Annotated in this window: 18 protein-coding genes; 13 read left to right on the top strand and 5 right to left on the bottom strand. The window is 71.1% G+C overall.

The window, feature by feature from the left end; all coding sequences use genetic code 11:
• The first annotated feature begins 7 nt into the window (after window positions 1-7).
• The 5 genes from GWK25_RS08795 (at window position 8) to GWK25_RS08815 (ending at window position 5039) form a co-directional block, all read left to right on the top strand.
• Complete coding sequence (locus GWK25_RS08795) at window positions 8-1180, top strand: ABC transporter ATP-binding protein (protein WP_215449229.1); 1173 nt, start codon at window positions 8-10, stop codon at window positions 1178-1180.
• Entirely contained in the window at window positions 1180-2133 is a 954-nt protein-coding gene (locus GWK25_RS08800; RefSeq protein WP_215449230.1) for an ABC transporter permease, read from the top strand. Before GWK25_RS08795 ends, GWK25_RS08800 begins: the two co-directional genes overlap by 1 nt.
• The gene (locus GWK25_RS08805) at window positions 2134-2925 is read left to right on the top strand and encodes an ABC transporter permease (protein ID WP_215449231.1); all 792 of its coding nucleotides are present in this window, start codon (window positions 2134-2136) and stop codon (window positions 2923-2925) included.
• 41 nt (window positions 2926-2966) lie between these two features.
• Window positions 2967-4385, top strand: coding sequence for an FAD-binding oxidoreductase (locus GWK25_RS08810; protein ID WP_215449232.1), 1419 nt, complete (start codon window positions 2967-2969; stop codon window positions 4383-4385).
• A gap of 201 nt (window positions 4386-4586) precedes the next feature.
• Window positions 4587-5039, top strand: coding sequence for a hypothetical protein (locus GWK25_RS08815; RefSeq protein WP_215449233.1), 453 nt, complete (start codon window positions 4587-4589; stop codon window positions 5037-5039).
• Window positions 5040-5212: 173 nt separating this feature from the next.
• On the opposite strand, the gene GWK25_RS08820 is transcribed toward GWK25_RS08815, so the two are convergent.
• Window positions 5213-5899: a phosphatase PAP2 family protein gene (locus GWK25_RS08820; RefSeq protein WP_308404190.1), complete on the bottom strand. Its 687-nt coding sequence runs from the start codon at window positions 5897-5899 to the stop codon at window positions 5213-5215.
• A gap of 390 nt (window positions 5900-6289) precedes the next feature.
• Window positions 6290-7624, bottom strand: a complete 1335-nt coding sequence (gene gabT, locus GWK25_RS08825) for a 4-aminobutyrate--2-oxoglutarate transaminase (protein ID WP_184899940.1) — start codon at window positions 7622-7624, stop codon at window positions 6290-6292.
• Window positions 7625-7895: 271 nt separating this feature from the next.
• Between gabT and GWK25_RS08830 the strand changes: the two genes are divergently transcribed.
• Both GWK25_RS08830 and GWK25_RS08835 read left to right on the top strand, forming a co-directional pair.
• Complete coding sequence (locus GWK25_RS08830) at window positions 7896-10034, top strand: ATP-binding protein (RefSeq protein ID WP_215449235.1); 2139 nt, start codon at window positions 7896-7898, stop codon at window positions 10032-10034.
• 228 nt (window positions 10035-10262) lie between these two features.
• Window positions 10263-12140: a PucR family transcriptional regulator gene (locus GWK25_RS08835; RefSeq protein WP_215449236.1), complete on the top strand. Its 1878-nt coding sequence runs from the start codon at window positions 10263-10265 to the stop codon at window positions 12138-12140.
• Window positions 12141-12218: 78 nt separating this feature from the next.
• Here GWK25_RS08835 and GWK25_RS08840 read toward each other — a convergent pair whose 3' ends face one another.
• On the bottom strand, window positions 12219-12797 hold the full coding sequence (locus tag GWK25_RS08840) for a TetR/AcrR family transcriptional regulator (RefSeq protein ID WP_215449237.1): 579 nt from the start codon (window positions 12795-12797) through the stop codon (window positions 12219-12221).
• Between the two features lie 90 nt (window positions 12798-12887).
• Here GWK25_RS08840 and GWK25_RS08845 point away from each other — a divergent pair, with 90 nt between their 5' ends.
• On the top strand, window positions 12888-13334 hold the full coding sequence (locus tag GWK25_RS08845) for a DUF1772 domain-containing protein (protein ID WP_215449238.1): 447 nt from the start codon (window positions 12888-12890) through the stop codon (window positions 13332-13334).
• 19 nt (window positions 13335-13353) lie between these two features.
• Here the strand turns inward: GWK25_RS08845 and GWK25_RS08850 are convergent, their stop codons facing one another.
• Window positions 13354-13704, bottom strand: coding sequence for a hypothetical protein (locus tag GWK25_RS08850; RefSeq protein ID WP_215449239.1), 351 nt, complete (start codon window positions 13702-13704; stop codon window positions 13354-13356).
• Window positions 13705-13896: 192 nt separating this feature from the next.
• On the opposite strand from GWK25_RS08850, the gene GWK25_RS08855 reads away from it, so the two are divergent.
• The gene (locus tag GWK25_RS08855; RefSeq protein ID WP_215449240.1) at window positions 13897-15384 is read left to right on the top strand and encodes an aldehyde dehydrogenase family protein; all 1488 of its coding nucleotides are present in this window, start codon (window positions 13897-13899) and stop codon (window positions 15382-15384) included.
• Window positions 15385-15528: 144 nt separating this feature from the next.
• Here GWK25_RS08855 and GWK25_RS08860 read toward each other — a convergent pair whose 3' ends face one another.
• A complete protein-coding gene (locus tag GWK25_RS08860) occupies window positions 15529-18381 on the bottom strand; it encodes a glycoside hydrolase family 3 C-terminal domain-containing protein (RefSeq protein ID WP_215449241.1) in 2853 nt (950 codons plus the stop codon).
• Between the two features lie 386 nt (window positions 18382-18767).
• Here GWK25_RS08860 and GWK25_RS08865 point away from each other — a divergent pair, with 386 nt between their 5' ends.
• From GWK25_RS08865 to GWK25_RS08880, 4 genes are all read left to right on the top strand, one after another.
• Window positions 18768-20456 (top strand): extracellular solute-binding protein, encoded by a 1689-nt coding sequence (locus GWK25_RS08865; protein ID WP_215449242.1) that lies wholly within the window; start codon window positions 18768-18770, stop codon window positions 20454-20456.
• A gap of 27 nt (window positions 20457-20483) precedes the next feature.
• Entirely contained in the window at window positions 20484-21518 is a 1035-nt protein-coding gene (locus GWK25_RS08870) for a sugar ABC transporter permease (protein WP_215449243.1), read from the top strand.
• The gene (locus GWK25_RS08875; RefSeq protein WP_215449244.1) at window positions 21515-22477 is read left to right on the top strand and encodes a carbohydrate ABC transporter permease; all 963 of its coding nucleotides are present in this window, start codon (window positions 21515-21517) and stop codon (window positions 22475-22477) included. The genes GWK25_RS08870 and GWK25_RS08875 overlap by 4 nt, the downstream gene beginning before the upstream one ends.
• A gap of 258 nt (window positions 22478-22735) precedes the next feature.
• Window positions 22736-24964 (top strand): 1,4-beta-glucanase, encoded by a 2229-nt coding sequence (locus tag GWK25_RS08880; RefSeq protein WP_215449245.1) that lies wholly within the window; start codon window positions 22736-22738, stop codon window positions 24962-24964.
• Window positions 24965-24985: the final 21 nt, after the last annotated feature.

Here is a 24985-nt window from a genome sequence, read left to right on the forward strand (position 1 = left end):
GAGGACGATGACCAGCAAGAAGAGCAGCAAGAACGCCGCGGACGACGGCAGCGGCGACGTCCGTCTCTCCGGCATCGGCAAGACCTACGGCTCCTTCACCGCCGTGCATCCGCTCGACCTGACCGTGCCGGAAGGCTCCTTCTTCGCCCTGCTCGGCGCCTCCGGCTGTGGCAAGACCACCACCCTGCGCATGATCGCGGGACTGGAGGAACCTTCCTGCGGAAGCGTCCGGCTCGGCGATCAGGACGTGACGCACCTGCCCCCGTACAAGCGGCCGGTGAACACGGTCTTCCAGTCGTACGCCCTCTTCCCGCACCTCGACATCTTCGAGAACGTCGCCTTCGGTCTGCGCCGACGCGGCATCAAGAGCGTGAAGAAGCAGGTCGAGGAGATGCTGGACCTGGTCCAGCTCGGCGAGCAGGCCCGCAAGAAGCCGCACCAGCTCTCGGGCGGCCAGCAGCAGCGCGTCGCCGTCGCCCGCGCCCTCATCAACCACCCCAGGGTGCTCCTCCTCGACGAGCCCCTCGGCGCCCTCGACCTCAAACTGCGCCGCCAGATGCAGCTGGAGCTGAAGCGCATCCAGACCGAGGTCGGCATCACGTTCATCCATGTCACGCACGACCAGGAGGAGGCCATGACCATGGCCGACACGGTCGCCGTGATGAACGGCGGCCGGGTCGAGCAACTCGGCTCGCCCACCGACCTGTACGAGAACCCGCGGACCACCTTCGTCGCCAACTTCCTCGGCACCTCCAACCTCATCGAGGCCGAGGTCGACTCCCGCAGCGGCGCCGACATAGTGCTGAAGGCCGGCGACGGCAAGCTGATCCTGCCCGACGCCCGATGCTCGGCGCCCGCCACCACCGGCGGCAAGGTCCTCGTCGGCGTACGCCCCGAGAAGATCACCCTCACCCACGCGGACGACGCGGGGGAGATCCCGGTCGGCCGCAACCGCGTCACCGGGACGATCGCCGCGACCAGCTTCATCGGCGTCTCCACGCAGTACGTGATCGACAGCTCGGTCTGCCCCGAGTTCGAGGTCTACGTCCAGAACATCGACCGCGACACCCGGCTCGTCCCCGGCGCCGAGGTCGTTCTGCACTGGAGCCCCGCGCACACGTTCGGCCTGGACGCCGCCCAGGACATCGACGCGGGTGTGGACGAGGGGGCGGCCGCCTGATGTCGACCGGAACCCTCGCCGAAGCCGAGGCGCCCCCGCCCCAGCCCCCACCTCTCGCCCCGGTCCCGGCCACCGGGAAACCGCCCCGCAAGCGGGGCCGCTGGACGCCGTACCTGCTGCTCGCGCCCGGTCTGATCTGGCTGCTGGTCTTCTTCGCGATGCCGATGGTCTACCAGGCCTCCACGTCCGTGCAGACGGGCTCGCTGGAGGAGGGCTACCAGGTCACCTGGCACTTCGCGACCTACTGGGACGCGCTCGGCGAGTACTGCCCGCAGTTCCTGCGCTCGGTGCTCTACGCGGGCTCGGCGACGGTCCTGTGTCTGCTCCTCGGCTATCCGCTGGCATATCTGATCGCCCTCCGGGCCGGCCGCTGGCGCAATCTGATCCTGATCCTGGTGATCGCCCCCTTCTTCACCAGCTTCCTCATCCGCACCCTCGCCTGGAAGACGATCCTCTCGGACGGCGGCCCGGTCGTCGGCGCCCTCAACACGCTGCACGTCCTGGACGTCACCAGCTGGCTCGGCCTCACCGCCGGGGACCGGGTGCTGGCCACCCCGCTCGCCGTGGTCTGCGGCCTCACGTACAACTTCCTGCCGTTCATGATCCTGCCGCTCTACACCTCCCTCGAACGCATCGACGGACGGCTGCACGAGGCGGCCGGCGACCTGTACGCCCGACCGTTCACCACGTTCCGCAGGGTGACCTTCCCGCTCTCCATGCCGGGCGTCGTCTCCGGCACCCTGCTGACCTTCATCCCGGCCAGCGGCGACTACGTGAACGCCGAACTCCTCGGCTCCACCAACACCCAGATGATCGGCAACGTCATCCAGAGCCAGTTCCTGCGGATCCTCGACTATCCGACGGCGGCGGCGCTCTCCTTCCTTCTCATGGCCGCGATCCTCCTCATGGTCACGGTCTACATACGAAAGTCCGGGACGGAGGACCTGGTTTAAATGGCCTTCGTCAATTGGCTCAAGCGCCGACTCGTCGTCATCGCGGGACTGCTGACGCTCGGGTATCTCCTGCTGCCGAACATCGTCGTCACGGTCTTCTCCTTCAACCAGCCGAAAGGCCGCTTCAACTACGAGTGGCAGGAATTCTCCACCGCCGCCTGGACCGACCCGTGCGGTGTCGCCGACCTGTGCGGCTCGCTCTCGCTCAGCCTCCAACTCGCCGCCTGGGCGACGCTCGGGGCGACCGCCCTCGGCACGATGATCGCCTTCGCGCTGGTGCGGTACCGCTTCCGCGCGCGCGGCGCTGTCAACTCGCTGATCTTCCTGCCGATGGCGATGCCCGAAGTCGTGATGGCCGCCTCGCTGCTCACCCTGTTCCTCAATCTGGGTGCGCAGTTGGGATTCTGGACGATCCTCATCGCGCACATCATGTTCTGCCTCAGCTTCGTCGTGGTCGCCGTCAAGGCACGGGTGATGTCGATGGACCCGAGGCTGGAGGAGGCCGCGCGCGACCTCTACGCCGGGCCCGTCCAGACCTTCGTCCGGGTCACCCTGCCGATCGCCGCACCCGGTATCGCGGCGGGCGCGCTGCTCGCCTTCGCGCTCTCCTTCGACGATTTCATCATCACCAATTTCAACGCGGGCTCGACCGTCACCTTCCCCATGTTCGTCTGGGGTTCGGCACAGCGCGGCACACCCGTCCAGATCAATGTCGTCGGTACGGCCATGTTCCTGGTCGCCGTACTGTTCGTGGTGGCCGGAATGGCCATCGGAAATCGCAGAAAGAAGTAAAAGGCCTAAAGCCTCTGTTGACTCTGTAGGGAGTTGAAATCATGGCCCCGAGCGCCATGAACCGTTGGACAAAGTCTCTCTCCGACGCACAGCCGGTCCCGTTCTGGCTCGAAGACCCCGGCAAGCCCCACCCCGAGCCCGCGCTCACCGGCGCCGAGACCTGCGACCTGCTGGTCGTCGGCGGCGGCTACAGCGGACTGTGGACCGCGCTGAACGCCAAGGAGCGCGACCCCGGACGGGACGTCGTCCTGCTGGAAGGCCGCGAGGTGGGCTGGGCCGCCTCCGGCCGCAACGGCGGCTTCTGCGCCGCCTCCCTCACCCACGGGCTGGCCAACGGCCTCGCCCGCTGGCCCGACGAGATCCACAAGCTGGAGGAACTGGGCGCCCGCAACCTCGACGAGATCGAGGCGGCGGTCGCCCGCCACGGCCTGGACTGCGACTTCGAACGCACCGGCGAGATCGACGTCGCCACCGAGACGTACCAGGCCTGGGAGCTGCGCGACTGGTACGACGAGATCGCCCGCAAGGGCCTCGCCGACGGCATCGAGTTCCTGGACGCCGACGCCGTGCGCGACCAGGTCGCCTCACCCACCTTCGAGGCGGGCCTGCACGACCGCCGGGGTGTGGCCATGCTGCACCCCGCCAAACTCGCCTGGGGCCTCAAGCGGGCCTGCCTGAACCTCGGCGTCCGGGTCTACGAACACACACCCGCGCTGAACCTGAAGGCGTACGGCGCCGGCATGGCCGTCCGCACCCCCTACGGCCAGGTCCGTACCCGGCAGGTGGCGCTCGGCACCAACATCTTCCCCAGCCTGGTCAGGCGCGTCCGCGCGTACACGGTCCCCGTCTACGACTACGCCCTGATGACCGAGCCGCTCACCGCCGACCAGCTGGCGTCGATCGGCTGGAAGAACAGACAGGGGCTCGGGGACTCGGCCAACCAGTTCCACTACTTCCGGCTCAGCGCCGACAACCGGATCCTCTGGGGCGGCTACGACGCGGTCTACCAGTACGGCGGCCGGGTACGTGCCGAGTACGACGACCGGCCGGAGACGTACGCGAAGCTCGCCGGGCACTTCTTCACCTGCTTCCCGCAGCTGGACGGCGTCCGCTTCACCCACGCCTGGGGCGGCGCCATCGACACCTGCTCCCGCTTCTCCGCGTTCTTCGGCACCGCTCACCAGGGCAGAGTCGCCTACGCGGCCGGCTACACGGGGCTGGGCGTGGGCGCCACCCGGTTCGGCGCGGACGTCATGCTGGACCTCCTCGCGGGGGAGCGCACCGAGCGCACCGAGCTGGAGATGGTGCGCAAGAAGCCGCTGCCATTCCCGCCGGAGCCGTTCGCCTGGACCGGTATCGCCCTCACCAAGTGGTCGCTGGCCCGCGCCGACTCCCACGCGGGCCGCCGCAACCTGTGGCTGAAGGCCATGGACCGGCTCGGGCTGGGCTTCGACAGCTGAGGCAGCGGGCACCCGAACCCGCGGTCGACAGGGCGTGCGGGCGCACCCGTGATCCACAGGCGTGCGCCCTCTCCGGCCGCCTTACGCCATTCACCACCAAGAAATTGCCAGAAGCCGCGTAATGCCCGGCCGGAACCTCTGTCTGTGCTCCTGACGCGAAACCGCGTCCGTAGGAGCTCTAGAGAGAGGAAGGTCCCTGTCATGACTGGGGCCAAGACGGCGGTCGAGTGGCTGGCATCCGTGTCACCGGATCCCGAGGCCTGCCGCTGGGAGTGGGAGCGCAACCCCCTGGGGGTCGCCCTGCTTCCGGCCGGCAGGGCCTGGGACGTGCTGATCCTGCCGGGGGAACTCGGCTATCCCACGCTCGATGTCCTCACCCGCATCATCGATCAACCCGGGCCCGTGCTCGCCGACTTCGGCGACGACCGCATGGGGTTCTTCGTACCGCCGGGCACGGCCTCCCGATGGCTGGGCACGGGGGTGCGCAGCGCGGGCGGCGGCACCTGGATCGTGGTGCCGTACCCGGGCCGGCAGACCGGCGGCGTCCGCTGGCTGGTCCCGCCGGACGGCAGCGGCACCCTCAACGACCCGGCCCTCCTCGAACTGGCCATGCACGAGGCGGCGGCGAGCCTGGCGAGGGACGAGGACCGGTAGCCGGGGCCGACCGCCCCGTGTCGTGACGAGCGGCCGTCCCCCGGCCGCACCCGCTCTCGTCGGCCGCCCGTGCGGCCGACGCGAAAGCGGACACCGAAGAAATGTCGAACGGACGTCGAACTGAACCCGCGAGCGTCGAACTGAACCCACGAGCGTCCAACGGGGCGCGCACGTCAGCCGGGAAGGCGCCGCACCCCGAACCACAGCGAGGAGAGCAGCAGCGCGCACACGCACCAGCTCGCCACCACATCGAGCGGCCAGTGGTAGCCCTGCCGGACCAGCCCGAAGCCGACCCCGATGTTCACCACGACCGCGACGGCGACGGCCGCGCGGCGCGCGAGGGTGCCGCGCAGCCAGGGCCACAGCAGCAGGACGGCGGAGCCGTACGCGACCGAGGCGGTCGCGGTGTGGCCGGAGGGGTAGAAGCCGGTGCCCGGGCCCATGATCGGCGGGCCGGACCGGGCGATGAGCTCCTTCAGCGGGACGACCCACAGGGGTACGGCGGCCATCAGGAGGGCCGCGGCGGCGGACGGCCGCCACCAGTGGTCCCGACCGGTGGCGCGCGCCCGCCACGCGACGAACAGGAGTGCCAGGGCGAGGACCGGGACGGCGACCGTGACGTTGCCGAGGTCGGCGAGGAACTGCGTGGGGGCGCCCCGGTGGACGAGTGAATCGCTGAGGCGTTCGTCCAGGCGGGCCAGTGGGCCGTGCGCGAGGACCTGCCAGGTGATCAGCGCGAAGAGAAGGGCCGGGGCGCCGCCGAGAAGGAGGAGAGCGGCGCTGCGGCCTGCGGGGGTGGTCGGCCGTCCTCGAACAGGGGGGGTGGTTCGAGGACGGCCGTCCGGATCGGTGTGCCGCACGCCCCGGGGGGTTTGGGGCGGGCGGCCATCCGATCGGTGAGGAGATCCGGAGCCGGAAGCTCCGAGTGTGTGCGCGAGGGCACGACCAGGGCGAAGCTGGGGAGGCCCCGACCCGGTGTCACCCACAGTCCCCTGTGGGCGGGGTGTATCTCTCATCTGCGTCAGAACCTACGGCAGCGAGCGCGGCGAGGACAGGCGGAATCGCGACCCGACATGCACCTTGCACACCTTCTTCACGCCCTCTGACGCTTGCCCACAGGGACCGGAATCCGGGCTCGGATTCCGGTTCCGCGAAGCGTGGGACGTCGGGGACGGATGGGGGATTCCGTATGCGGGCGCCGTGCGCGGCAGCGGGCTCCCGCGCACGTGTCCGGCCCTCTCGGACGTGTGTCAGATGCGGGCGAACGCCTGCTCGATGATGTCGAGGCCCTCGTTCAGGAGGTCGTCGCCGATGACGAGCGGCGGCAGGAAGCGCAGCACGTTGCCGTAGGTGCCACAGGTCAGGACCAGCAGCCCCTCCTGGTGGCAGGCCTTGGCGAGCGCGGCGGTGGCCTCCGGGTTCGGTTCCTTCGTCGTACGGTCCTTGACCAGCTCGATGGCGATCATGGCGCCGCGGCCGCGGATGTCACCGATGACGTCGAACTTCTCGGCCATGGCGGTCAGGCGCGCCTTCATGGTCGCCTCGATGTTCTTCGCCCGGGTGTTGAGGTCGAGTTCCTTCATCGTCTCGATCGAGCCGAGGGCGCCCGCGCAGGCGACGGGGTTGCCGCCGTAGGTGCCGCCCAGACCGCCCGCGTGCGCCGCGTCCATGATCTCCGCGCGGCCGGTGACGGCGGCGAGCGGGAGACCGCCGGCGATGCCCTTGGCGGTGGTGATCAGGTCCGGCACGATGCCCTCGTCCTCGCAGGCGAACCACTGGCCGGTGCGGCAGAAGCCGGACTGGATCTCGTCGGCCACGAAGACGATGCCGTGGTCGGAGGCGAACTTGCTGATCGCGGGCAGGAAGCCCTTGGCCGGCTCGATGAAGCCGCCCTCGCCGAGCACCGGCTCGATGATGATCGCGGCCACGTTCTCCGCGCCGACCTGCTTGGCGATCTGGTCGATCGCCTGCGCGGCGGCCTCCGGGCCCGCGTTCTCCGGACCGGTGGGCCAGCGGTAGCCGTAGGCGACGGGCACGCGGTACACCTCGGGCGCGAACGGGCCGAAGCCGTGCTTGTACGGCATGTTCTTCGCGGTGAGGGCCATCGTGAGGTTGGTGCGGCCGTGGTAGCCGTGGTCGAACACGACCACGGCCTGGCGCTTGGTGTACGACCGGGCGATCTTCACGGCGTTCTCGACGGCCTCGGCGCCGCTGTTGAACAGCGCGGACTTCTTGGCGTGGTCGCCCGGGGTGAGCTCGGCGAGGGCCTCGGCGACCGCGACGTAGCCCTCGTACGGCGTGACCATGAAACAGGTGTGCGTGAAGTCCTGGAGCTGGGCGGTCGCCCGGCGGACCACGGCCTCCGCGCTCGCGCCGACGCTCGTGACGGCGATGCCCGAGCCGAAGTCGATCAGCCGGTTGCCGTCGACGTCCTCGATGATGCCGCCGCCCGCGCGCGCGGTGAACACGGGCAGCACCGACCCCACGCCCGCCGCGACGGCGGCGACACGACGAGCCTGCAGTTCCTGGGACTTCGGTCCGGGGATGGCGGTGACGACGCGGCGCTCCTGGGGAAGTGCGCTCATGTGGGGCTCCTGGGGTGGTACGGACGTCCTGGCTTCTTTTCTCGCAGGCTAGGGCGACGGCCGGTGGGTGGGCATGCTCCATGTGGGCGTTGTCGGGTGTTCGTCTTGTCCGGGTTGGACATGGAGGAACGGGGGCACGGGTGTACGCCCTGCCGCGTAATACGGTGAGCGCACGGGTCCGCCCGGCCGCGTAAACGGTGAACTCCCCATGCGGGAGCGTTAGATTGGCTCGCTGATGGTGGACGGGACGGCTGGTCAGGGGGCAGGCGCGATGAACAGCGACGGGACGCGGGACGCGCGGGGCACACATGCGAATCCTGTGCCGCGTCCGGCGGGGTCGCCGGAGATGCCGGCCGCACCTCCCGTGCCGCCGATGCCCGCGGGGGCGCCGGGAGCTCCGGGCGTGCCGCCCCGGCCGGACGGGAACGCCTTCCTGTCCTGGCTGCGGACGCCCAGGCCCGACGCGGCCCCCGGAGTGTGGCGGTTCGGCCACCGGCCGCGGCCGGAGGAGGAACCGGAGACCGTCCCCGCCCGGCAGTTGCTGGGCGGCGCCCTGATCGCCTTCCTCGTCGGCTGGCTGATCTGGTCCCTGCTCTGGAACGGCTACCTCGGCGGCTGGTGGCTGGTGCCGCTCTACGCCATGATCCCGGACTCCTGGGCGCCGGCCCACTCCTACTCCGCCGTGGTGCTCAGCTACGTCTGGTACGCGGTCGTCGCTCTGGCGATCTTGATCGGCGTGGGACGGCTCGGCCGCTGGGGCGAGGTCTGGCGCCGTTACGGTGCCTCGCGCCTCCGCCAGCCGCGGGAACGGCAGGTCGTACCGCCGCCCCAGGACGACCCCGCCCAGTGGAACCAGCTGCGGGAGGCGGGGGCCGGCGAGGCTGCCGAGCGGCTCGTGGCCGAGGCCGGGGCCGGGCTGATGCGGGACGTGGACCATGCGCGGATCATGCGGGCGTGGCAGGGCGTGCGCAGCGGCCGGCACAGTCTGGCGACGTTCACCGGCGCCGTGCTGAAGGACGGGGCGGCAGCGTGCCTGCACCCCTCCGGGGAGCGCGACCTGCCCACCCGGCTCGCCAGGCACGACCTGGTCACCGGGCAGGTCCGTCTCGGCGGCACCGTCGACGACCCGCGCAACCCGTACGCCTACCGGGGCACGGGCCTCGCCCTCGGCCCCGAACTGCTCGGCACGTCCCTGCTGGCCGTCGGGCCCGCCGGGTCGGGGAAGACCGGCAGCGTCGTCTGGCCCGTCGCCGAGTCGCTGTGTCTGCACGCGCTCGCCGGGCGGGCCGCCGTGGTGGTCGTGGGCGCGGCGGGGGCGGGGCTCGGCCCGGCCGACGCCTACGACGTCGTCGTGCGGATCGGGAATCCCGAGTCGGTGTACGACCTCGACCTCTACGGCGGGACCACCGATCCCGACGAGGCCGCCGCCGTCCTCGCCGAGGCGCTCGTCGGTGATCTCGCCGACCCGCACCCCGGCGGCGACAGCCGGCGCTCGACCACGGTCCTCGCCCAGTTGCTCGGCCCGTTCCGGGCGGTGCACGGACGGTTCCCGTCGGTGCCGCAGCTGCGGCAGCTGCTGGACGGCGCCCCCGGCCCGCTCGGCGAGCTGCGCGCGGCCCTCCAGGACGCCGGGCAGGAGTCGCTGCTGCGGGAGCTGGACGCGCGGGAACGCCAGCTCGGACACCCCGGGGACGTCGGGAGCGTCCTGGCGGACCGGGTCGCCCTGCTCGACCGGCCCGCCTTCGCCGCGTTCTTCGACACTTCGGGCCAGTCCCGGCCCTTCTCGCTGCGGGCCCTGGACCACCCCGTCCGGGTCCGGATCGACCTGCCCGAACGCGGCCACGCCGACGCCTCGCGCATCCTGGCGCGGCTGGTGCTCGCGCAGTTCACCGCGAGCGTCGCCGTCCGGGAGGACAGGTCGCTGTTCGCCTGCCTCGTGCTGGACGACGCCACGGGCGTGGTCACGCCGGAGGCCGTACGCGGCATCCAGCGGCTGCGGTCCACCAACGCGGGGGCCGTCCTCACCCTGCGCACCCTCGACGATGTGCCCCGGCCGTTGCGCGGCCCGCTCCTCGGTGCCACCGGCTGCCGGATGGCACTGTCCGGCCTCACCCCGTGGGACGGGCAGGACTTCGCCGAAGTGTGGGGCAAGGAGTGGACCGAGGCCAGGGACGTCACCGACCGGCAGATCATCGCCGACTCCCCGGCGGGCAAGGCCTGGCACGCGCTGCGCCGCGTCATGACCGGCCACGCGCCCACCGCCCGGGCCGTCACCGTCCGGCAGGTGGAGCGGGAACGCTGGTCCGCGTCCGAACTGGCGCACGGGGTGCCCCCGGGGCACGCGGTGCTGTCCCTGACGAACGTGCGGGGCGAGCACGCGCCGCCGTTGCTGGTGGACCTGCGAGGCTGACCTGCGCGGGCCGAGGGCGTTGCCGGGGGCCGTTCGTGGGGTGGTCGGAGGACCGTTCGCGGTGGCGTCGGGTGCGTTCGATTTGAGCCATTCGGTGTGCGGTGCGTGGGACTTGTGATCGTACGGTGAGGCAGAATCGGGACAGGCCGTTCATACGCGGCGGCCAAAAGGTCTTGTCTGTTCCCCGTCCGTCCTCCTCTCCGCCTCCGACGTCGACCTGAAGGTCCCATGCCCCCGACGCTCGCCTCGCTCGTCCACCACTCCGCGCTCAAACTGACCGTGCGGGCGGGCGAGGACCGCCTCGACGTGCCGGTGCGCTGGGCGCACGCCAGTGAGCTCGCCGACCCCGTGCCGTACATGGAGGGCGGGGAACTGCTGCTGATCACCGCGCTGAAGCTCGACGCGGAGGATCCGGAGGCGATGCGGCGCTATGTACGGAGGCTGGTGGGGGCCGGGGTGGTCGGGCTCGGGTTCGCCGTCGGGGTGCACTACGAGGAGATCCCCAGGGCGCTCGTCGACGCGGCCGAGGGGGAGGGGCTGCCCCTCCTGGAAGTCCCCCGGCGCACGCCCTTCCTCGCCATCAGCAAGGCGGTGTCCGCCGCGATCGCCGCCGAGCAGTACCGGGCGGTCACGGCGGGATTCGCCGCGCAGCGCGAACTCACCCGGCAGGCCCTGGCCGCCGGACCCGAGGGGCTGCTGGGCGCGCTCGCCGGGCAGGTCGACGGGTGGGCGGCCCTGTACGACGCCTCCGGGGCGGTCGTCGCGGTGGCGCCCGAGTGGGCGGAGCGGCGGGCCGGGCGGCTCGTCGCCGACGTCGAACGGCTGCGCGACCGGCCCGCTCCGGCCAGCGCGGTCGTCGGCGGCGAGGACCGCGTCGAGCTGCACTCCCTCGGCACCGGCCGCCGGGCCCGCGCCGCCCTCGCCGTCGGCACGGCGGCGGCTCTCGGGACGGCCGAGCGGTACGCCGTGCACTCCGCGATCGCGCTCCTCACCCTCACCACGGAACGGTCGGGCTCGTTGCACGCCGCCGAGCAGCGGATCGGCGCGGCGGTGCTGCGCATGCTGCTGGCGGGGGAGTGCGACCACGCGCGCGCCGTCGCCGGGGATCTGTACGGGGGCCTGCTGGACGCCCCCTTCCGGCTGATCCTCGCGGAGGCGGCGTCGGCTTCGGCCGCGCGGGCGCGGATGGAAGGGGCGGTCGGTGCGGTGGGGACGGCGGGCGCCGTGGAGGAGTCGGTCGGGGCTGGGTCGGTGAGTTCGGCCGGGGGCGCGCGTGCCTCCGTAGGGGCGCGCGGGGTCGGGGAGGGGGCTCGGTCCGGGCTCGGGGGCGCTCAGGGGGCCGCCGGGTCAGGGGGCGCGGCGGCGGGCGTTACAGGGGGCGTGACTGCCGAAGTCGTACGGACCCCGGCGGGCGGGGCGGCCTGTGGCGACTCGGGTGGGGAACTGCTCGGGCAGCTCGTCGAGGTGGTGGAGGCGGCCGCGGCGCGCGCCGGGGAGGCGGTGCTGGTGGTGCCCGACGGGGAAAGGCTCGTCGTGCTCGCCGTCGACGGGGGCGCGGCGGTGGCCGCGTGCGGGGAGTTCGCGGTGGCGTTGGAGACGGCTCGGGCGGCGGGGCGGGACCCGGCGTCCGTCGGCGGGCCCGGCTCCGCCGCTGTCGGTGGGGGCGTCGAGGAGGAGGAACTCGTCGTCGGGCTGTCCGCGCCGGCCGGGCCGATAGCCGCGGCGGCGGCGTACAAACAGGCCGAGCAGGCGCTGTCGGTCGCCCGGCGCCGGGGGCGTTGTCTGGTCGAGCACGAGGAGCTGGCGGCGGGGTCCGTGCTGCCGCTGCTCGGGGACGACGCCGTGCGGGCCTTCGCCGACAGCCTGCTCCGCCCGTTGCGTGAGCACGACGCGACGGGGCGGGGGGACCTGGTCGCCTCGCTGCGGGCGTGGTTGTCGCGCCACGGCCAGTGGGACGCGGCCGCCGCGGACCTGGGAGTGCACCGGCACACGCTGCGGTACCGGATGCGCCGGGTGGAGGAGATCCTCGGCCGGTCCCTGGACGATCCGGACGTCCGGATGGAGCTGTGGCTGGCCCTGAAGGCCACGGCGGCGGCGGGGGAGTAGGGCGCATTTCCGTGCGGGTGCCGACACCGGTGCCCCATGCCCTTGCCCGTGCGGCTGCGGGCCCGCTGGGGGGCACCTTCAGACGAGGGCGAGCCGGTCCACCAGCAGTTCCACCCTGCGTTCGGTGTCCTCCGGCGGGAGCCGTCGCGCGCGCGTGAGGCCGGCGAGGCCGTGCAGGGCCGCCCAGAACACCTCGGTGAACAGTCCCGGGTGGACGCCGTCCCCGGCGACCTCGTCGAGGTTCTCCAGCAGCGCGGCGAAGGCGTCCTTCAGTGGCTCGGGGGTGTCCTCGTGGGCGAACGCCAGGCCGCCGTCGAGCCGGAACATGGCGTCGTAGACCGCCGGGTGGCGCTCGGCGAAGTCGAGGTAGGCGCGGGCCAGGGCGGCGACCCGGGAGCGGGGACCTTCTGCGGCCGAGGTCGCGGCCCGTAGCGCCGCCGCCATCTCGGTGGCCCCCTCCAGCGCGACGGCTCCGATGATCTCGCGCTTGCCGCGGAAGTGGCTGTAGAGGACGGGCTGGCTGTACTCGATGCGCTCGGCGAGCCGACGGGTGGTGACCGCGTCCCAGCCCTGATCCTCGGCCAGTTCGCGGGCCGTGGCCACGATGAGGCGCTCGCGGACCGCCCGTTCGCGCTCCTTGCGTTCCTGTACCGACATGTCTCGATCCTAGCATTGCTAGACAATCGAGCGATGGAAGGTCTAGCGTTGCCTCATCGGCTAGCGGCGCTAGATTCCTGGAGGGTCAACATGCTCGACGCACTTGAGGTGTTCACCACGGTGGTCATCGGCCTGATGGTGGGGGTGGAGTTCTCCGTCGCCTTCGTCGTCAACCCGATCCTCAACGGACTGCCCGAGGAGAGCGTCGTGCTCGGCCGCGCCCGTGGGGGCCGGATGCTCGGCGCCGTGATGCCGGTCTGGTACATCACGTCGCTCGTGCTCGTCGCGGTCTGGGCCGCCGCCGGCTGGCAGCATCGCGGCACCGGCCTCGTGGTGACCGCAGGGGTCCTGCTGGTCGTCAGCGTGATCATGTCGCTTCTGCTGCTCGTCCCGATCAACAACCGGGGCAAGACGTGGACGCCCGAGAACCGACCCGAGGACTGGAAGGAGCAGGCGAGCCGCTGGGACCGCTTCCACTACGCCCGCGTCGCCGTCATCGTCGCCGCCTTCACCCTGCTGGTCGCGGCCCTCGCCTGAGCCCGCCGACGCACGGGGCTCACGCCCGTAGGCGTGCCACCTGCGGGTCGTAGCAGACGAGCCCGTGCTCGCGGGCCAGTGAAGCGGCGTGGTCGAGGACTTCTTGCGCCGCGCGGTAGGACATGACCAGGTACACGATCGGTCCCGAGGCTTCGTCCATGACCGGGGGCGACGCCCAGACGGTGTCGCCGTCGATGTCGTCCGGGTATCGCCGCAGGAGTGCCTCGACGTAGGCCACGACGGCCGGGGTCGGAGGCGCGGCGGCCTCGTCCGACTCCAGGTGGCGCGCACAGAGCTCGTCGTAGACCGAGCCCGCCTGCTCGTCGTCGAGTGGGCGTGCGCCGTCCCACACGGCGAGGTCGTAGCTCATGGGCGGATCCTCGCAGGCGGCGCTTCGGTCGGTGCCGACGGGTCCGGCTCCGCGGGTCCCGGTGCCTCACTCGTCCAATCCGGCGCAACCCTCGGTCGTACTCATACGTGCCGGACAAACGACCCCTCGGCGCCCCGGCCCTACCGTGGAGCGGAAGACGAAGTGTCACTTACCGAAGGGCCGGGAACGACTATGACCGCCACTCACGCCTTCTGGCTCGCCGGCCGTCGGGCCACCGGTGAGACCGCGTTCGATGTGACGTCCCCCTGGGACGGCCGCTCGGTCGGCAGCGTGAGTGTGCCGACGGACGAGCAGGTGGAGGAGGCCGTGGCCGCCGCGTACGCCGTGCGGGACGAGTTCGCGGCGACGCCCGCGCATGTGCGGGCCGCGGTCCTGGACCGGGTCAGCCGGAGCCTGGCCGAGCGGACCGAGGAGATCGCGCAGCTGATCTCCGCCGAGAACGGCAAGCCGATCAAGTGGGCGCGGGGCGAGGTCGGCCGGGCCGTGTCCGTGTTCCGGTTCGCGGCCGAGGAGGCCCGGCGGTTCAACAGCGGCGAGGCGCAGCGGCTCGACACCGACCTCGGCGGTCAGGGGCGGCTGGCCCTCACGCGCCGCTTCCCCAAGGGTGCCGTCCTCGGGATCGCGCCCTTCAACTTCCCGCTCAACCTCTGCGCCCACAAGATCGCCCCGGCGATCGCGGCCGGTGTGCCGATCATCCTGAAGCCCGCCCCGGCCACCCCCCTCTCCGGGCTGCTCATCGGCGAGCTGCTCGCCGAGGCCGAGGCCCACACGGCGACCGCGGCAGGCGCGGGCGCCGGGACCGTGCTTCCGGCCGGCTCCTGGAGCATCCTCCCCGTCGCCAACGACCGCATGCCCGCTCTCGTCCAGGACGAGCGGCTGCCCGTGATCTCCTTCACCGGCTCCGAGAAGGTCGGCTACGCGATCATGGACTCGGTGCCGCGCAAGCACTGCACCCTGGAGCTGGGCGGCAACGGCGCGGCGGTCGTGCTGGCCGACTACGCGAGCGACGAGGACCTCGACTGGGCCGCGACCCGGATCGCGACCTTCTCGAACTACCAGGGCGGCCAGTCCTGCATCTCGGTGCAGCGGGTGATCGCGGACGCGTCCGTGTACGAGCGGCTGCTGCCGCGCATCGTCGCCGCCGTCGAGGCCCAGGTGACCGGTGACCCGTCCGACGGCGCCACCGACGTGGGACCCCTGGTGGACGAGAACGCCGCCAAGCGGGTCGAGGCGTGGGTCCAGGAGGCGGTCGACGCCGGGGCCGCCCTCCTCACCGGCGGAAAGCGCGACGGCGCCACGTACGCGCCGACGGTCCTGGCCGACGTACCCGCCGACGTGACCGTCTCCTGCGAGGAGGTCTTCGGACCCGTCCTCACCGTACGGAAGGTGGACGGGGAGGCCGAGGCCTTCGCCGCCGTCAACGACTCCAAGTACGGCCTCCAGGCAGGCGTCTTCACCCACGACCTGCAGACCGCCTTCCGCGCCCACCGCGCCCTGGAGGTCGGCGGCGTGATCATCGGTGACGTGCCCTCGTACCGCGCCGACCAGATGCCGTACGGCGGCGTGAAGCAGTCCGGGACGGGGCGTGAGGGCGTGAAGTTCGCGATGGACGACTACACCTACGAGCGGGTCATGGTCCTGACGGGGCTCCAGCTCTGACGCCCCACTGAGATCTCCCGCCCCACCCCTAGCTTCTGACAATCGTTTTCAGGTAGGCTGGGGTCAGATCCCGGGATGAAGGGGCCCGGCACCGATGCCTTCCGGTGCCGGGCCCCTTCTGTGCGTCGGCCTGCTTCCGGACCCTCAGCCGGAGAAGCCGACGTGCGCCAGCCGCAGCGGGCCGCGCAGCTCCAGGTGGACGTCGCGCACACCGGCAGCGGTCACGTCGGCGCGCAGCGTGGTGTAGGTGTACGGGTCGCCGGTGGGACGGTCCGGTGTCAGTGTCGCGAGGACCGGGCCGCCGATCAGGGAGAACTCGACGGTGCCCTCCCCGGACACCTCCACCTCGACGCCGGTGATGCCGGCGCCGAAGTCGCAGTTCCGGAAGAGCAGTTCACCGGATCCGCCGTCGGCCGGTGTCACGGCGTCCCCCGACTCCTTGGTGCGGTCGACGATCTCCGTGCCGCGCTGCTCGTCGAAGTCCGCCGCGTCCAGGCCGTGCGTGACGACCGCGCGCGGAGCCACGGGTTCGCCCTCGACGATGACGGTCCTGCGGAGACGGATGTCCTCGCTCGACGCGCCGGCCAGGAGTTCGTACGCGCCGGGCTCCAGGTGCCAGGCGCCGTGGGCCACGTCCCAGAACTCCAGCACGGAGAGCGGGAGTCGGAAGGTCAGCTCGGACGCGGCGCCCGGCGCGAGCGTGATCCGGCGGTGCCCCACCAGCTCGCGGCGGGGGCGCGGGACCGACGGGTTCTCGGCGCGGACATACAGCTGGGCGACCTCGTCGGCCGTCTTCGCGCCTGTGTTGGTCACGGTGAACGAGACCGTCAGGGCGTCGTCACCCACCTGGGCGACCAGGTTTCCGTACGCGAACTCCGTGTACGACAGGCCGTGGCCGAACGGGAAGAGCGGGGTGCCCTCGAAGTAGAGGTACGTCTGCCCGGCGGCGAGCACGTCGTAGTCGAGGAGGTCGGGGAGGTCGGCGTCGGCGGCGTACCAGGTCTGGGGGAGGCGCCCGGCGGGGGAGACGTCGCCGGCGAGGATCCGGGCCAGGGCGGTGCCCGCGGCCTGGCCGCCGTGCGCGGTCCACAGGACGGCGGGCAGGTCGGCGGGGTCGACCGCATAGGGATAGGCCGAGACCAGGACCAGCGCGGTGTCGGGGTTGGCGGCGCGGGCCGCGCGCAGCAGGCGCTCCTGGTGGGCGGGGAGCGCGAGGCCGGTGCGGTCCTCGGTCTCGCGGCCGTTGATGTGCGGGTCGTTGCCCGCGACGACGAGGACCACGTCGGCCTCGGCGGCCACCCTCGCCACGGCCTCCTCGCCGGGCTGCACCACCACGAGTTCGAAGGTTTCCGGATTCTCGTCGGCAACCTTCACACCGTCGGCGCCGACAGTGACGTACCGGCCTGTCCCCGCGTGCCTGAGGAGGTGACCGTTCCCGTGGGATCCCGAGGGCTCCAGGTGGAACGTCTCCTGCACGATCCAGCCGCCCGGCTGGTCCGCCGCGGCGCGCAGGTATCCGTCGTCGGCGACCGAGAGATAACGGCCGTCGGGGGCACGGAAGGTGAGGACGCCGCCGCCCCAGTCGACGAGGGCCAGTTCGGTTCCGTCCGGGTCCGTGGTGAGCGGGGGCAGGTCGGTGCGGCCGGCCAGCAGCGCCGGGTCGAGGGCGCCCTCCGCGCCGCGCACCTCGTCGGCGGCCTCGGGGGCCTCGGGCACGGACACGAACGCGCCGGTGGACAGCGCCCTCAGGCGTACGCGGTCCACGCCCTCCGCGAACGTCACCCGCTCGGCGCCGAAGCGGTCGTACAGGCCTTCGAGCGGGGTGGAGCGGTGCAGAAGGGTGCCGCTGTACCAGTCGAGTTTGCACTCGTCGGCGAGCAGCCCGACGACGGCGATCCGGGCGTCGGCCGTCAGCGGCAGCAGCTCTCCCTCGTTCTTCAGCAGCACGACCGCCTGCTCGGCGGCCTCCTGGGCGAGGGCACGGTGGGCCGGGGTGTCGAAGTCCGTGACGGCGGCGTACGGGTCGGCTTCGGTGTCGAACTCGCCGAGGCGGAAGCGCACCGAGAGCTGGCGGCGGACCGCCCGGTCGATGTCCTCCTCCGTCAGCAGGCCCTTGTCCAGGGCGCCCCGGATGCGGCCGATCATCGTCGAACTCTCCGTGCCGTGGTCGGTGAAGCTGTCGACTCCGGCGCGCAGCGAGGCGGCGGTCGCCTCCTCGTGGGTGGCGTAGTAGTGCTCGGAGTCGACGAGGTTCGACGGCGCGCCCGCGTCCGAGCAGACCAGCAGGTGCTCGTCGGTCCAGCGGCGCAGGTGCTCGGCCAGGTGCGGCGAGACGTGATTGGGGCGGCCGTTGACCAGGTTGTACGCGGGCATCACCCCGGCGACGGCACCCGCCTCGACGGTCTCGCGGAAGGCGCGCAGGTCGTACTCGTGCAGGACACGCGGGCGGACCGAGGAGGAGGTGGTGGAGCGGTCGGTCTCGTTGTTGTGCGCCAGCCAGTGCTTGAGCACGGGGGCCGTGCGCCAGTACGTGGGGTGGTCGCCGCGCAGACCGCGGGTGTACGCGGTGGCGATCGCCGAGGTCAGCTTGGGGTCCTCGGAGTAGCCCTCCTCGTTGCGGCCCCACAGCGGGTGGCGCAGCAGGTTGACCGTGGGGGACCAGACGTTGAGGCCGACGCGGTCGTCGCGGGCGCGCATCGCGCGGACCTCGGTGGAGACGGCCTCGCCGACGCGGCGGACAAGGTCCTCGTTCCAGGTCGCGCCAAGGCCGACGGCCTGGGGGAACACCGTCGCGGGGCCCATCCAGGCCACCCCGTGCAGGGCCTCCTGGCCGGTGCGGAAGGCGGCCAGTCCCAGACGTTCGACGGCGGGGGTGAACTGGTGCAGGAAGGCGATCCGCTCGTCCAGGGTGAGCCGCTGGAGCAGATCGTCGATGCGCTTCGCGAGCGGCAGCTGTGGATCGCGGAAAGGCGGCGTGGGCGTCGTCTGTGCGGTCACGTTGGGGTTCCCTTTGCGATGGAGCGACGGGGCGCTTTCGAAGCGCTTCGATGCTCATTCGACCGTAGGCCGGGTGTCAAGAGACCGAGGCGCAACAGATCCGTTTCCGCACCGACATACAGGCCGGGATATCGAAGGTCGGAGGGGGGTCTTCCGGTCGCCGGCACCGCCGAGGAATCTGGGAATCGCCCCTTGTGCACCCCTCGTCGTTCACTTAACCTCGCAGCAACATCGAAGCGCTTCGACTGTGGAGGGCAACGCTTCGCGTGCTCAACCTCCCTCCGCCGCTCGAGGGTTCACCGCTTCAGCACAGCCAGTTCCTCACTGACACCGCAGCCGACGGCCACCGCCGGGTGTCCTGGTGTGCGCCATGAAGGGTTGACGCAATGACGCCGAACTCCGCCACCCCCGCCCCGAGCCGGAGAAGCTTCCTCGCTTCCACGGCGGTCGCCACCGCAGCGGTCGCCGGGGGGCTGCCGCTGCTGTCCGCCTGCGGAGGCTCGGACAGTGGCTCGCGCGAGGGCACCACGTCGGGCAAGGACGCCAAGAAGATCCTCCCGGCGTATGTGGCGAGCGACGTGGTGAAGCCGGACATCCCGGCGAAGAACGGTTCCGCGATGGGCTTCACCGCCAAGCTCGACAGCGCCGACCTCAAGACGTCGGTCACCAAGAAGCTCGGCAAGGGCGGCAAGGTCACCATCATGTCGCCGTTCTGGGGATCACCGCCGAAGGGCGACAACCCCTACTACACGTCGATGAACGACCTGATCGGCGTCGACGTCCAGTGGCGCAACCAGGACGGCAACACCTACGACCAGAAACTCGGCGCGGTCCTCGCCTCCAGCGACATCCCGGACGTGGTCGTCATCCCCGGCTGGAACATGATGGGCAAGATACCCAGCGCCATCATCGCCAAGTTCGCCGACCTCGGCCCGTACCTCTCCGGGGACAAGGTCAAGGAGTACGCCAACCTCGCGGCGATCCCCAGCGACGCCTGGCAGCGCTCCATCTTCGGCGGCAAGCTGATGGGCCTGCCGATGCCCGCCGGGTACGTAGGGAACATCGTGCCGCTCTACCGCCAGGACATCTTCGACAAGGAGGGCTACGAAATCCCGCGGTCCGCCGACGAGTTCATGGCCCTGTGCAAGGACATCACCAACCCCAGGGCCAAGCGGTGGGCCTGCGGTGACATGAAGTGGACCGCGTTCAGCAACTTCGGCGTGCTCGGGGGCGGTGAGAAGCCGCTCTGGTGGAACCTGGTCGACGGCAAGCTGATCAACCGCATCGAGACCCCGGAGTACCTTGAAGCCATCGAGTGGACGCGGAAGCTGTTCGCCGCCGGAGTGGTCCACCCCAACTTCAAGCTGGGCAAGAGCCAGATCGCCGACCCGGCAACCAAGTTCGCCGCCGGCGAGTTCCTGATCTGGAACACCGACATGTCCGGCTGGTACGGGCACCAGGCCTCCTTCTCGACCCAGAACCCCGACGTCAAGGTCTGGGGCATGGACATCTGGGGCCACGACGGCGGTGACCCGACGCTGTACGCCACGATGCCGGCCAACATCTTCGCCTTCGTCAGCAAGAAGGCCTCCGAGTCCGTCATCCGCGACGTGCTGGCGGTCGCCAACGTCACCGCGGCGCCGTACGGCACCAAGGAGTGGATGATGACCAACTACGGCGTCGAGGGCACCCACTACACGCTCAAGGACGGTGTCCCCGTCAAGAACGACAAGGGCAACAACGAGGTCATCAACGCCTATGTCATGGTGGCGAGCCCTGCCCCGACCATCGCGCACCCCGACCTCCCGGACTACACCAAGGCCCAGGTCGAATGGCAGCAGCGGATGGGCGCCTTCACCAAGAAGTCGTCCTTCTGGGGCCTGCAGATCACCGAGCCCTCCCGCTACACCAACCTCGCCAACGACTTCGAGCAGCTCGAGGACGACATCATCCGCGGGCACAAGAAGATCGGCGACATGCAGCAGGCCGTGTCCGACTGGAAGAGCAAGGGCGGCGACAAGCTGCGCGACTGGTACAAGAAGCTCCTCGACGAGAACGGTTCGGCGGCGAGCTGACCGGGCTCTGAGGCAAGGAGAGCGGCTGTGTCCCACAGCACGGTGCCTCGCAGCGAGACCGAGGCCAGCACGCCGGTGAAGACCCGGGTGACACCCGACGGCACCACCGGCTCCCCCGAGAAACGCCCCCCGGAGAAGCTGAGCCTGCGGGTCAGGTTCCGACGCGACCGGGTCCTGCTCCTGATGACGCTGCCGGCCGTCGTGCTGGTCCTGGTCTTCAACTACCTGCCGGTGCTCGGCAATGTGGTCGCCTTCCAGGACTACGACCCCTACATCAGCGACAACGGCATCGTGTCCATGCTGAACAGTCCCTTCGTGGGCCTGGAGAACTTCCAGCGCATCTTCGAGGACTCGGCCTTCTGGAACGCCGTCGAGAACACGCTGGTGCTGTTCTTCGTCCAGCTCGTGCTGTTCTTCCCGATCCCGATCCTGCTCGCGCTGCTCATCAACAGCGTGATCCGGCCCCGGGTTCGGGCCGTCGCCCAGGCCGTGCTCTACCTGCCGCACTTCTTCTCCTGGGTGCTCGTCATCGCCGTCTTCCAGCAGATGTTCGGCGGCGCCGGGATGCTCTCCCAGTTGCTGCGGCAGAACGGCTACGACGGTTTCGACATCATGACCAACCCGGACACCTTCCCGTTCCTGATCACCGCGCAGAGCGTGTGGAAGGACGCCGGCTGGGGGATCATCGTCTTCCTCGCCGCGCTGGCCTCGGTGCCCACGGACCACTACGAGGCCGCCGCGATGGACGGTGCCGGACGATGGCGCCGGATGTGGCACGTCACGCTTCCCGCCCTGCGTCCGGTGATCGCCCTTCTGCTCGTCCTGCGCGTCGGCGACGCCCTGACCGTCGGGTTCGAACAGATCCTGCTGCAACGCGACGGTGTCGGACCGGGCGCGGGGGAGGTCCTCGACACCTTCGTGTGGTGGAACGGCGTACGCAACCAGGACTTCGGCTACGCGGCCGCCGCCGGCCTCGTCAAGGGCGTGGTCAGCATCGGCCTGGTGCTCGCCGCCAACAAGGTGGCCCATCTCATGGGCGAGCAGGGGGTGTACAAGAAATGACGTCCGTGATGGCGCGGCCGCGCCAGGACACCGAGCCGGACCGGCGGGAGAGGACCCCCCGCTGGTGGCAGGCCCCGCCCCGACCGGCCTGGGAGGAGGCACCTTCGAAGGCCGGCGTCGCGGGCAAGGGGATCGCCCTGTCGTTCGCGTGTCTGGCGGTCCTCTTCCCGCTGTGGATCGTGGTCGTCACCAGTCTGTCGTCCCGCAGGACCATCGACGAGGCGGGCGGCCTGGTGATCGTGCCCAAGGGCATCACCTTCATCGCCTACGAGGAACTGCTGAGCGGCGGTCAGGTCACCCGCGCCGCGGTCATCAGCATCCTCATCACCCTGGTCGGCACAGTGTTCTCCATGGCGGTGTCCGTCCTGTGCGCCTACGGTCTGTCGCGCAGCGGATCCTTCGGGCACCGCTGGATCCTGATGACGCTGCTGGCGACCATGTTCTTCAGCGCGGGGCTCATCCCCACCTACCTGCTGGTGCAGTCCCTCGGACTGATGGACACCTATCTCGCACTGATCCTGCCGAGCGCGGTGAGCATCTTCAACATCCTCGTGCTGCGGGGCTTCTTCATGGGGATATCGCAGGAACTCATCGACAGCGCGCGCATCGACGGCGCGGGTGACCTCCGGATCCTCTGGCAGATCGTCATGCCGCTGTCCCGGGCCGTCCTCGCCGTGATCACGCTGTTCTACGCCGTCGGGTACTGGAGCGCCTGGTTCAACGCGTCGATCTACCTGAACGACCAGGACATGATGCCGTTGCAGAACGTCATGATCCAGCTCGTGCAGAAGCAGGAAGCGCCGGTCGGACTGAGCCAGGCGATCAGGACCGGTCAGCTGTCCGGCCTGGCCGTTCAGATGGCGGTCATGGTGATGGCCCTGCTGCCGGTCGCGGTGCTCTCGCCCTTCGTCCAGAAGCACTTCAAGAAGGGCATGCTCACCGGCGCGATCAAGGGCTGACCGGGGCGCCTTGCGACTCGGGGGCGCGGGTTCGTCGGCGGGTGCGGGTGCGTGGGGCTTCTCGCGCAGTTCCCCGCGCCCCTGGAAAGCAGGGGCTGCGCCCGTGCTTTCCAGCCCGAAGGGGCCGTAGGCCCTACAGGGGCGCGGGGAACTGCGCGACCGGCCACGAACCACCCGCACTCGTCCACGCACCGGAACCCCCGAGCCATGGGGCGCTCCACCCACCCCACCCCTCCCCCGTACAAGACGAGGTATGTCATGCGCACCTCCCACCCGACCCGCCGCATCGTACTCGCCGGCACCGCGGCCGCCGCGGCTCTCACGACCCTCCCCGCACCGACAGCCCAGGCCCACGCCACCGAGGCTCGAAGCGGCTCGACCGCCGGAGGCTACCGGTGGCGCAACGCCGTGATCGGCGGCACCGGCTTCGTCAGCGGCGTCCTCTTCCACCCGGCCAGACGCGGTCTCGCCTACGCCCGCACCGACATCGGCGGCGCCTACCGCTGGGACGACCGCAAGGCCCGCTGGACCCCGCTGACCGACCACCTCGGCTGGGACGACTGGAACCTCCTCGGTGTGGAGGCCATCGCCCTCGACCCCGCCCACCCGGACCGCGTCTACCTCGCCCTCGGCACCTACACCCAGCCCTGGGCCGGCAACGGCGCGATCCTGCGCTCCGACGACCGCGGCGCCACCTGGACCCGCAGCGACCTGACCGTGAAGCTCGGCGCCAACGAGGACGGCCGGGGCACGGGCGAACGGCTCCTCGTCGACCCGCGCGACAGCGACACCCTGTGGCTGGGCACCCGGCACGACGGTCTGCTCAGGTCGACGGACCGGGGCGCCACCTGGGCGCCCGTGACCGGCTTCCCGGCGGCCCCGAGCGCCTCCGGCCAGGGTGTCACCCTGCTCGTGGCCGCCGGCCGCACCGTGTACGCCGGCTGGGGCGACGCCGACGGCACCTCCGCGACGGCGAACCTCTTCCGCACAGGCGACGGCACCACCTGGGAGGCCGTCCCCGGCAGCCCGACCGGCGCCGCCGCCAAGGTCCCGATCCGCGCCGCCTACGACCGGCACACCCGCGAGCTGTACGTGACGTACGCGAACGCCCCCGGCCCCAACGGCCAGTCGGACGGCAGCGTGCACAAGCTCCGCACCGCCAACGGCACATGGACCGAGGTGACCCCCGTGAAGCCGGGCGGCACCGCGACCGACGGCGGCACCGACGCCTTCGGCTACGGCGGGGTCGCCGTCGACGCCCGCCGTCCGGGCACGGTGGTCGTGTCCACCAACAACCGCTGGGCCGAGATCGACACCCTGTTCCGGTCCACCAACGGCGGCCGCACCTGGACGTCCCTCAAGGACTCCGCCGTACTCGACGTGTCCGAGACCCCCTATCTCAAGTGGGGCGCCGACAAGCCCAAGTTCGGCTGGTGGATCCAGGCGCTCGCCCTCGACCCGTACGACTCGAAGCACCTCGTCTACGGCACCGGCGCGACCCTCTACGGCACCCGGGACCTGAAGAACTGGGCCCCGCAGATCCGGGGCCTGGAGGAGACGGCGGTACGCCAGCTGATCTCGCCCCCGACCGGGCAGGCGCACCTGATCAGCGGCTGCGGCGACATCGGCACGATGTACCACGAGCGGCTCACCGCCTCACCGTCGCGCGGCATGGCGTCGAACCCCGTGTTCGGATCGGCGACCGGACTCGCGCAGGCCGCGGCGAAGCCGTCGTACGTGGTTCGCACCGGCTGGGGCGACCACGGCAACGGGGCCCGCTCGAAGGACGGGGGCCGGACCTGGGAGCCCTTCGGGACCCAGCCCGACATCGCGAAGAGTGCGCCGGGACCGATCGCCGTGAACGCCGACGGCAGCGTGCTGCTGTGGTCCTTCGCGCACTGGGACGGCACGAAGTACGCGGCCCACCGCTCCACCGACCACGGCGCGACCTGGGCCGAGGTCCCCTCCTTCCCCAAGGGCGCCACGCCGGTCGCCGATCCGGTCGACCCGGCGCGCTTCTACGCCTACGACACCGACGCGGGAACGCTGTACGCGAGCACGGACGGCGGTGCCTCCTTCTCGCCCCGGGCCACCGGACTGCCCGCGGGGGACATCCAGTTCAAGGTGGTCGCGGCCCCCGGACGCACCGGTGACCTGTGGCTGAGCGCGAAGACGAACGGGCTGTACCGGTCCACCGACGCGGGGGCGGTCTTCTCCAAGGTCGACAGTTGCCGGGCCTCCTACACCCTCGGCTTCGGCAAGGCGGCCCCGGGCGCCGACTACCCGGCGATCTACCAGGTCGGCTCGACGGAGACCCGGACCGCCGTCCACCGTTCCGACGACGCCGCCAAGACCTGGACCCGTATCAACGACGACGCCCACCAGTGGGGCTGGACCGGCGAGGTCATCGTCGGCGACCCGCGCGTCTACGGCCGTGTGTACCTGGGCACCAACGGGCGCGGCATCCAGTACGGGGAGCCGGTCTGATGCCGGGGCCGGCGGGATCGA

The sequence above is a fragment of the Streptomyces sp. ATCC 21386 genome, from assembly GCF_018728545.1.
Lineage (GTDB): Bacteria > Actinomycetota > Actinomycetes > Streptomycetales > Streptomycetaceae > Streptomyces.

Coding starts and splice junctions, on each gene's coding strand:
- GWK25_RS08795 (WP_215449229.1), top strand. CDS start 8: ATGACCAGCAAGAAGAGCAGCAAGAACGCCGCGGACGACGGCAGCGGC.
- GWK25_RS08800 (WP_215449230.1), top strand. CDS start 1,180: ATGTCGACCGGAACCCTCGCCGAAGCCGAGGCGCCCCCGCCCCAGCCC.
- GWK25_RS08805 (WP_215449231.1), top strand. CDS start 2,134: ATGGCCTTCGTCAATTGGCTCAAGCGCCGACTCGTCGTCATCGCGGGA.
- GWK25_RS08810 (WP_215449232.1), top strand. CDS start 2,967: ATGGCCCCGAGCGCCATGAACCGTTGGACAAAGTCTCTCTCCGACGCA.
- GWK25_RS08815 (WP_215449233.1), top strand. CDS start 4,587: ATGACTGGGGCCAAGACGGCGGTCGAGTGGCTGGCATCCGTGTCACCG.
- gabT (WP_184899940.1), bottom strand. CDS start 7,624: ATGAGCGCACTTCCCCAGGAGCGCCGCGTCGTCACCGCCATCCCCGGA.
- GWK25_RS08830 (WP_215449235.1), top strand. CDS start 7,896: ATGAACAGCGACGGGACGCGGGACGCGCGGGGCACACATGCGAATCCT.
- GWK25_RS08835 (WP_215449236.1), top strand. CDS start 10,263: ATGCCCCCGACGCTCGCCTCGCTCGTCCACCACTCCGCGCTCAAACTG.
- GWK25_RS08840 (WP_215449237.1), bottom strand. CDS start 12,797: ATGTCGGTACAGGAACGCAAGGAGCGCGAACGGGCGGTCCGCGAGCGC.
- GWK25_RS08845 (WP_215449238.1), top strand. CDS start 12,888: ATGCTCGACGCACTTGAGGTGTTCACCACGGTGGTCATCGGCCTGATG.
- GWK25_RS08850 (WP_215449239.1), bottom strand. CDS start 13,704: ATGAGCTACGACCTCGCCGTGTGGGACGGCGCACGCCCACTCGACGAC.
- GWK25_RS08855 (WP_215449240.1), top strand. CDS start 13,897: ATGACCGCCACTCACGCCTTCTGGCTCGCCGGCCGTCGGGCCACCGGT.
- GWK25_RS08865 (WP_215449242.1), top strand. CDS start 18,768: ATGACGCCGAACTCCGCCACCCCCGCCCCGAGCCGGAGAAGCTTCCTC.
- GWK25_RS08875 (WP_215449244.1), top strand. CDS start 21,515: ATGACGTCCGTGATGGCGCGGCCGCGCCAGGACACCGAGCCGGACCGG.
- GWK25_RS08880 (WP_215449245.1), top strand. CDS start 22,736: ATGCGCACCTCCCACCCGACCCGCCGCATCGTACTCGCCGGCACCGCG.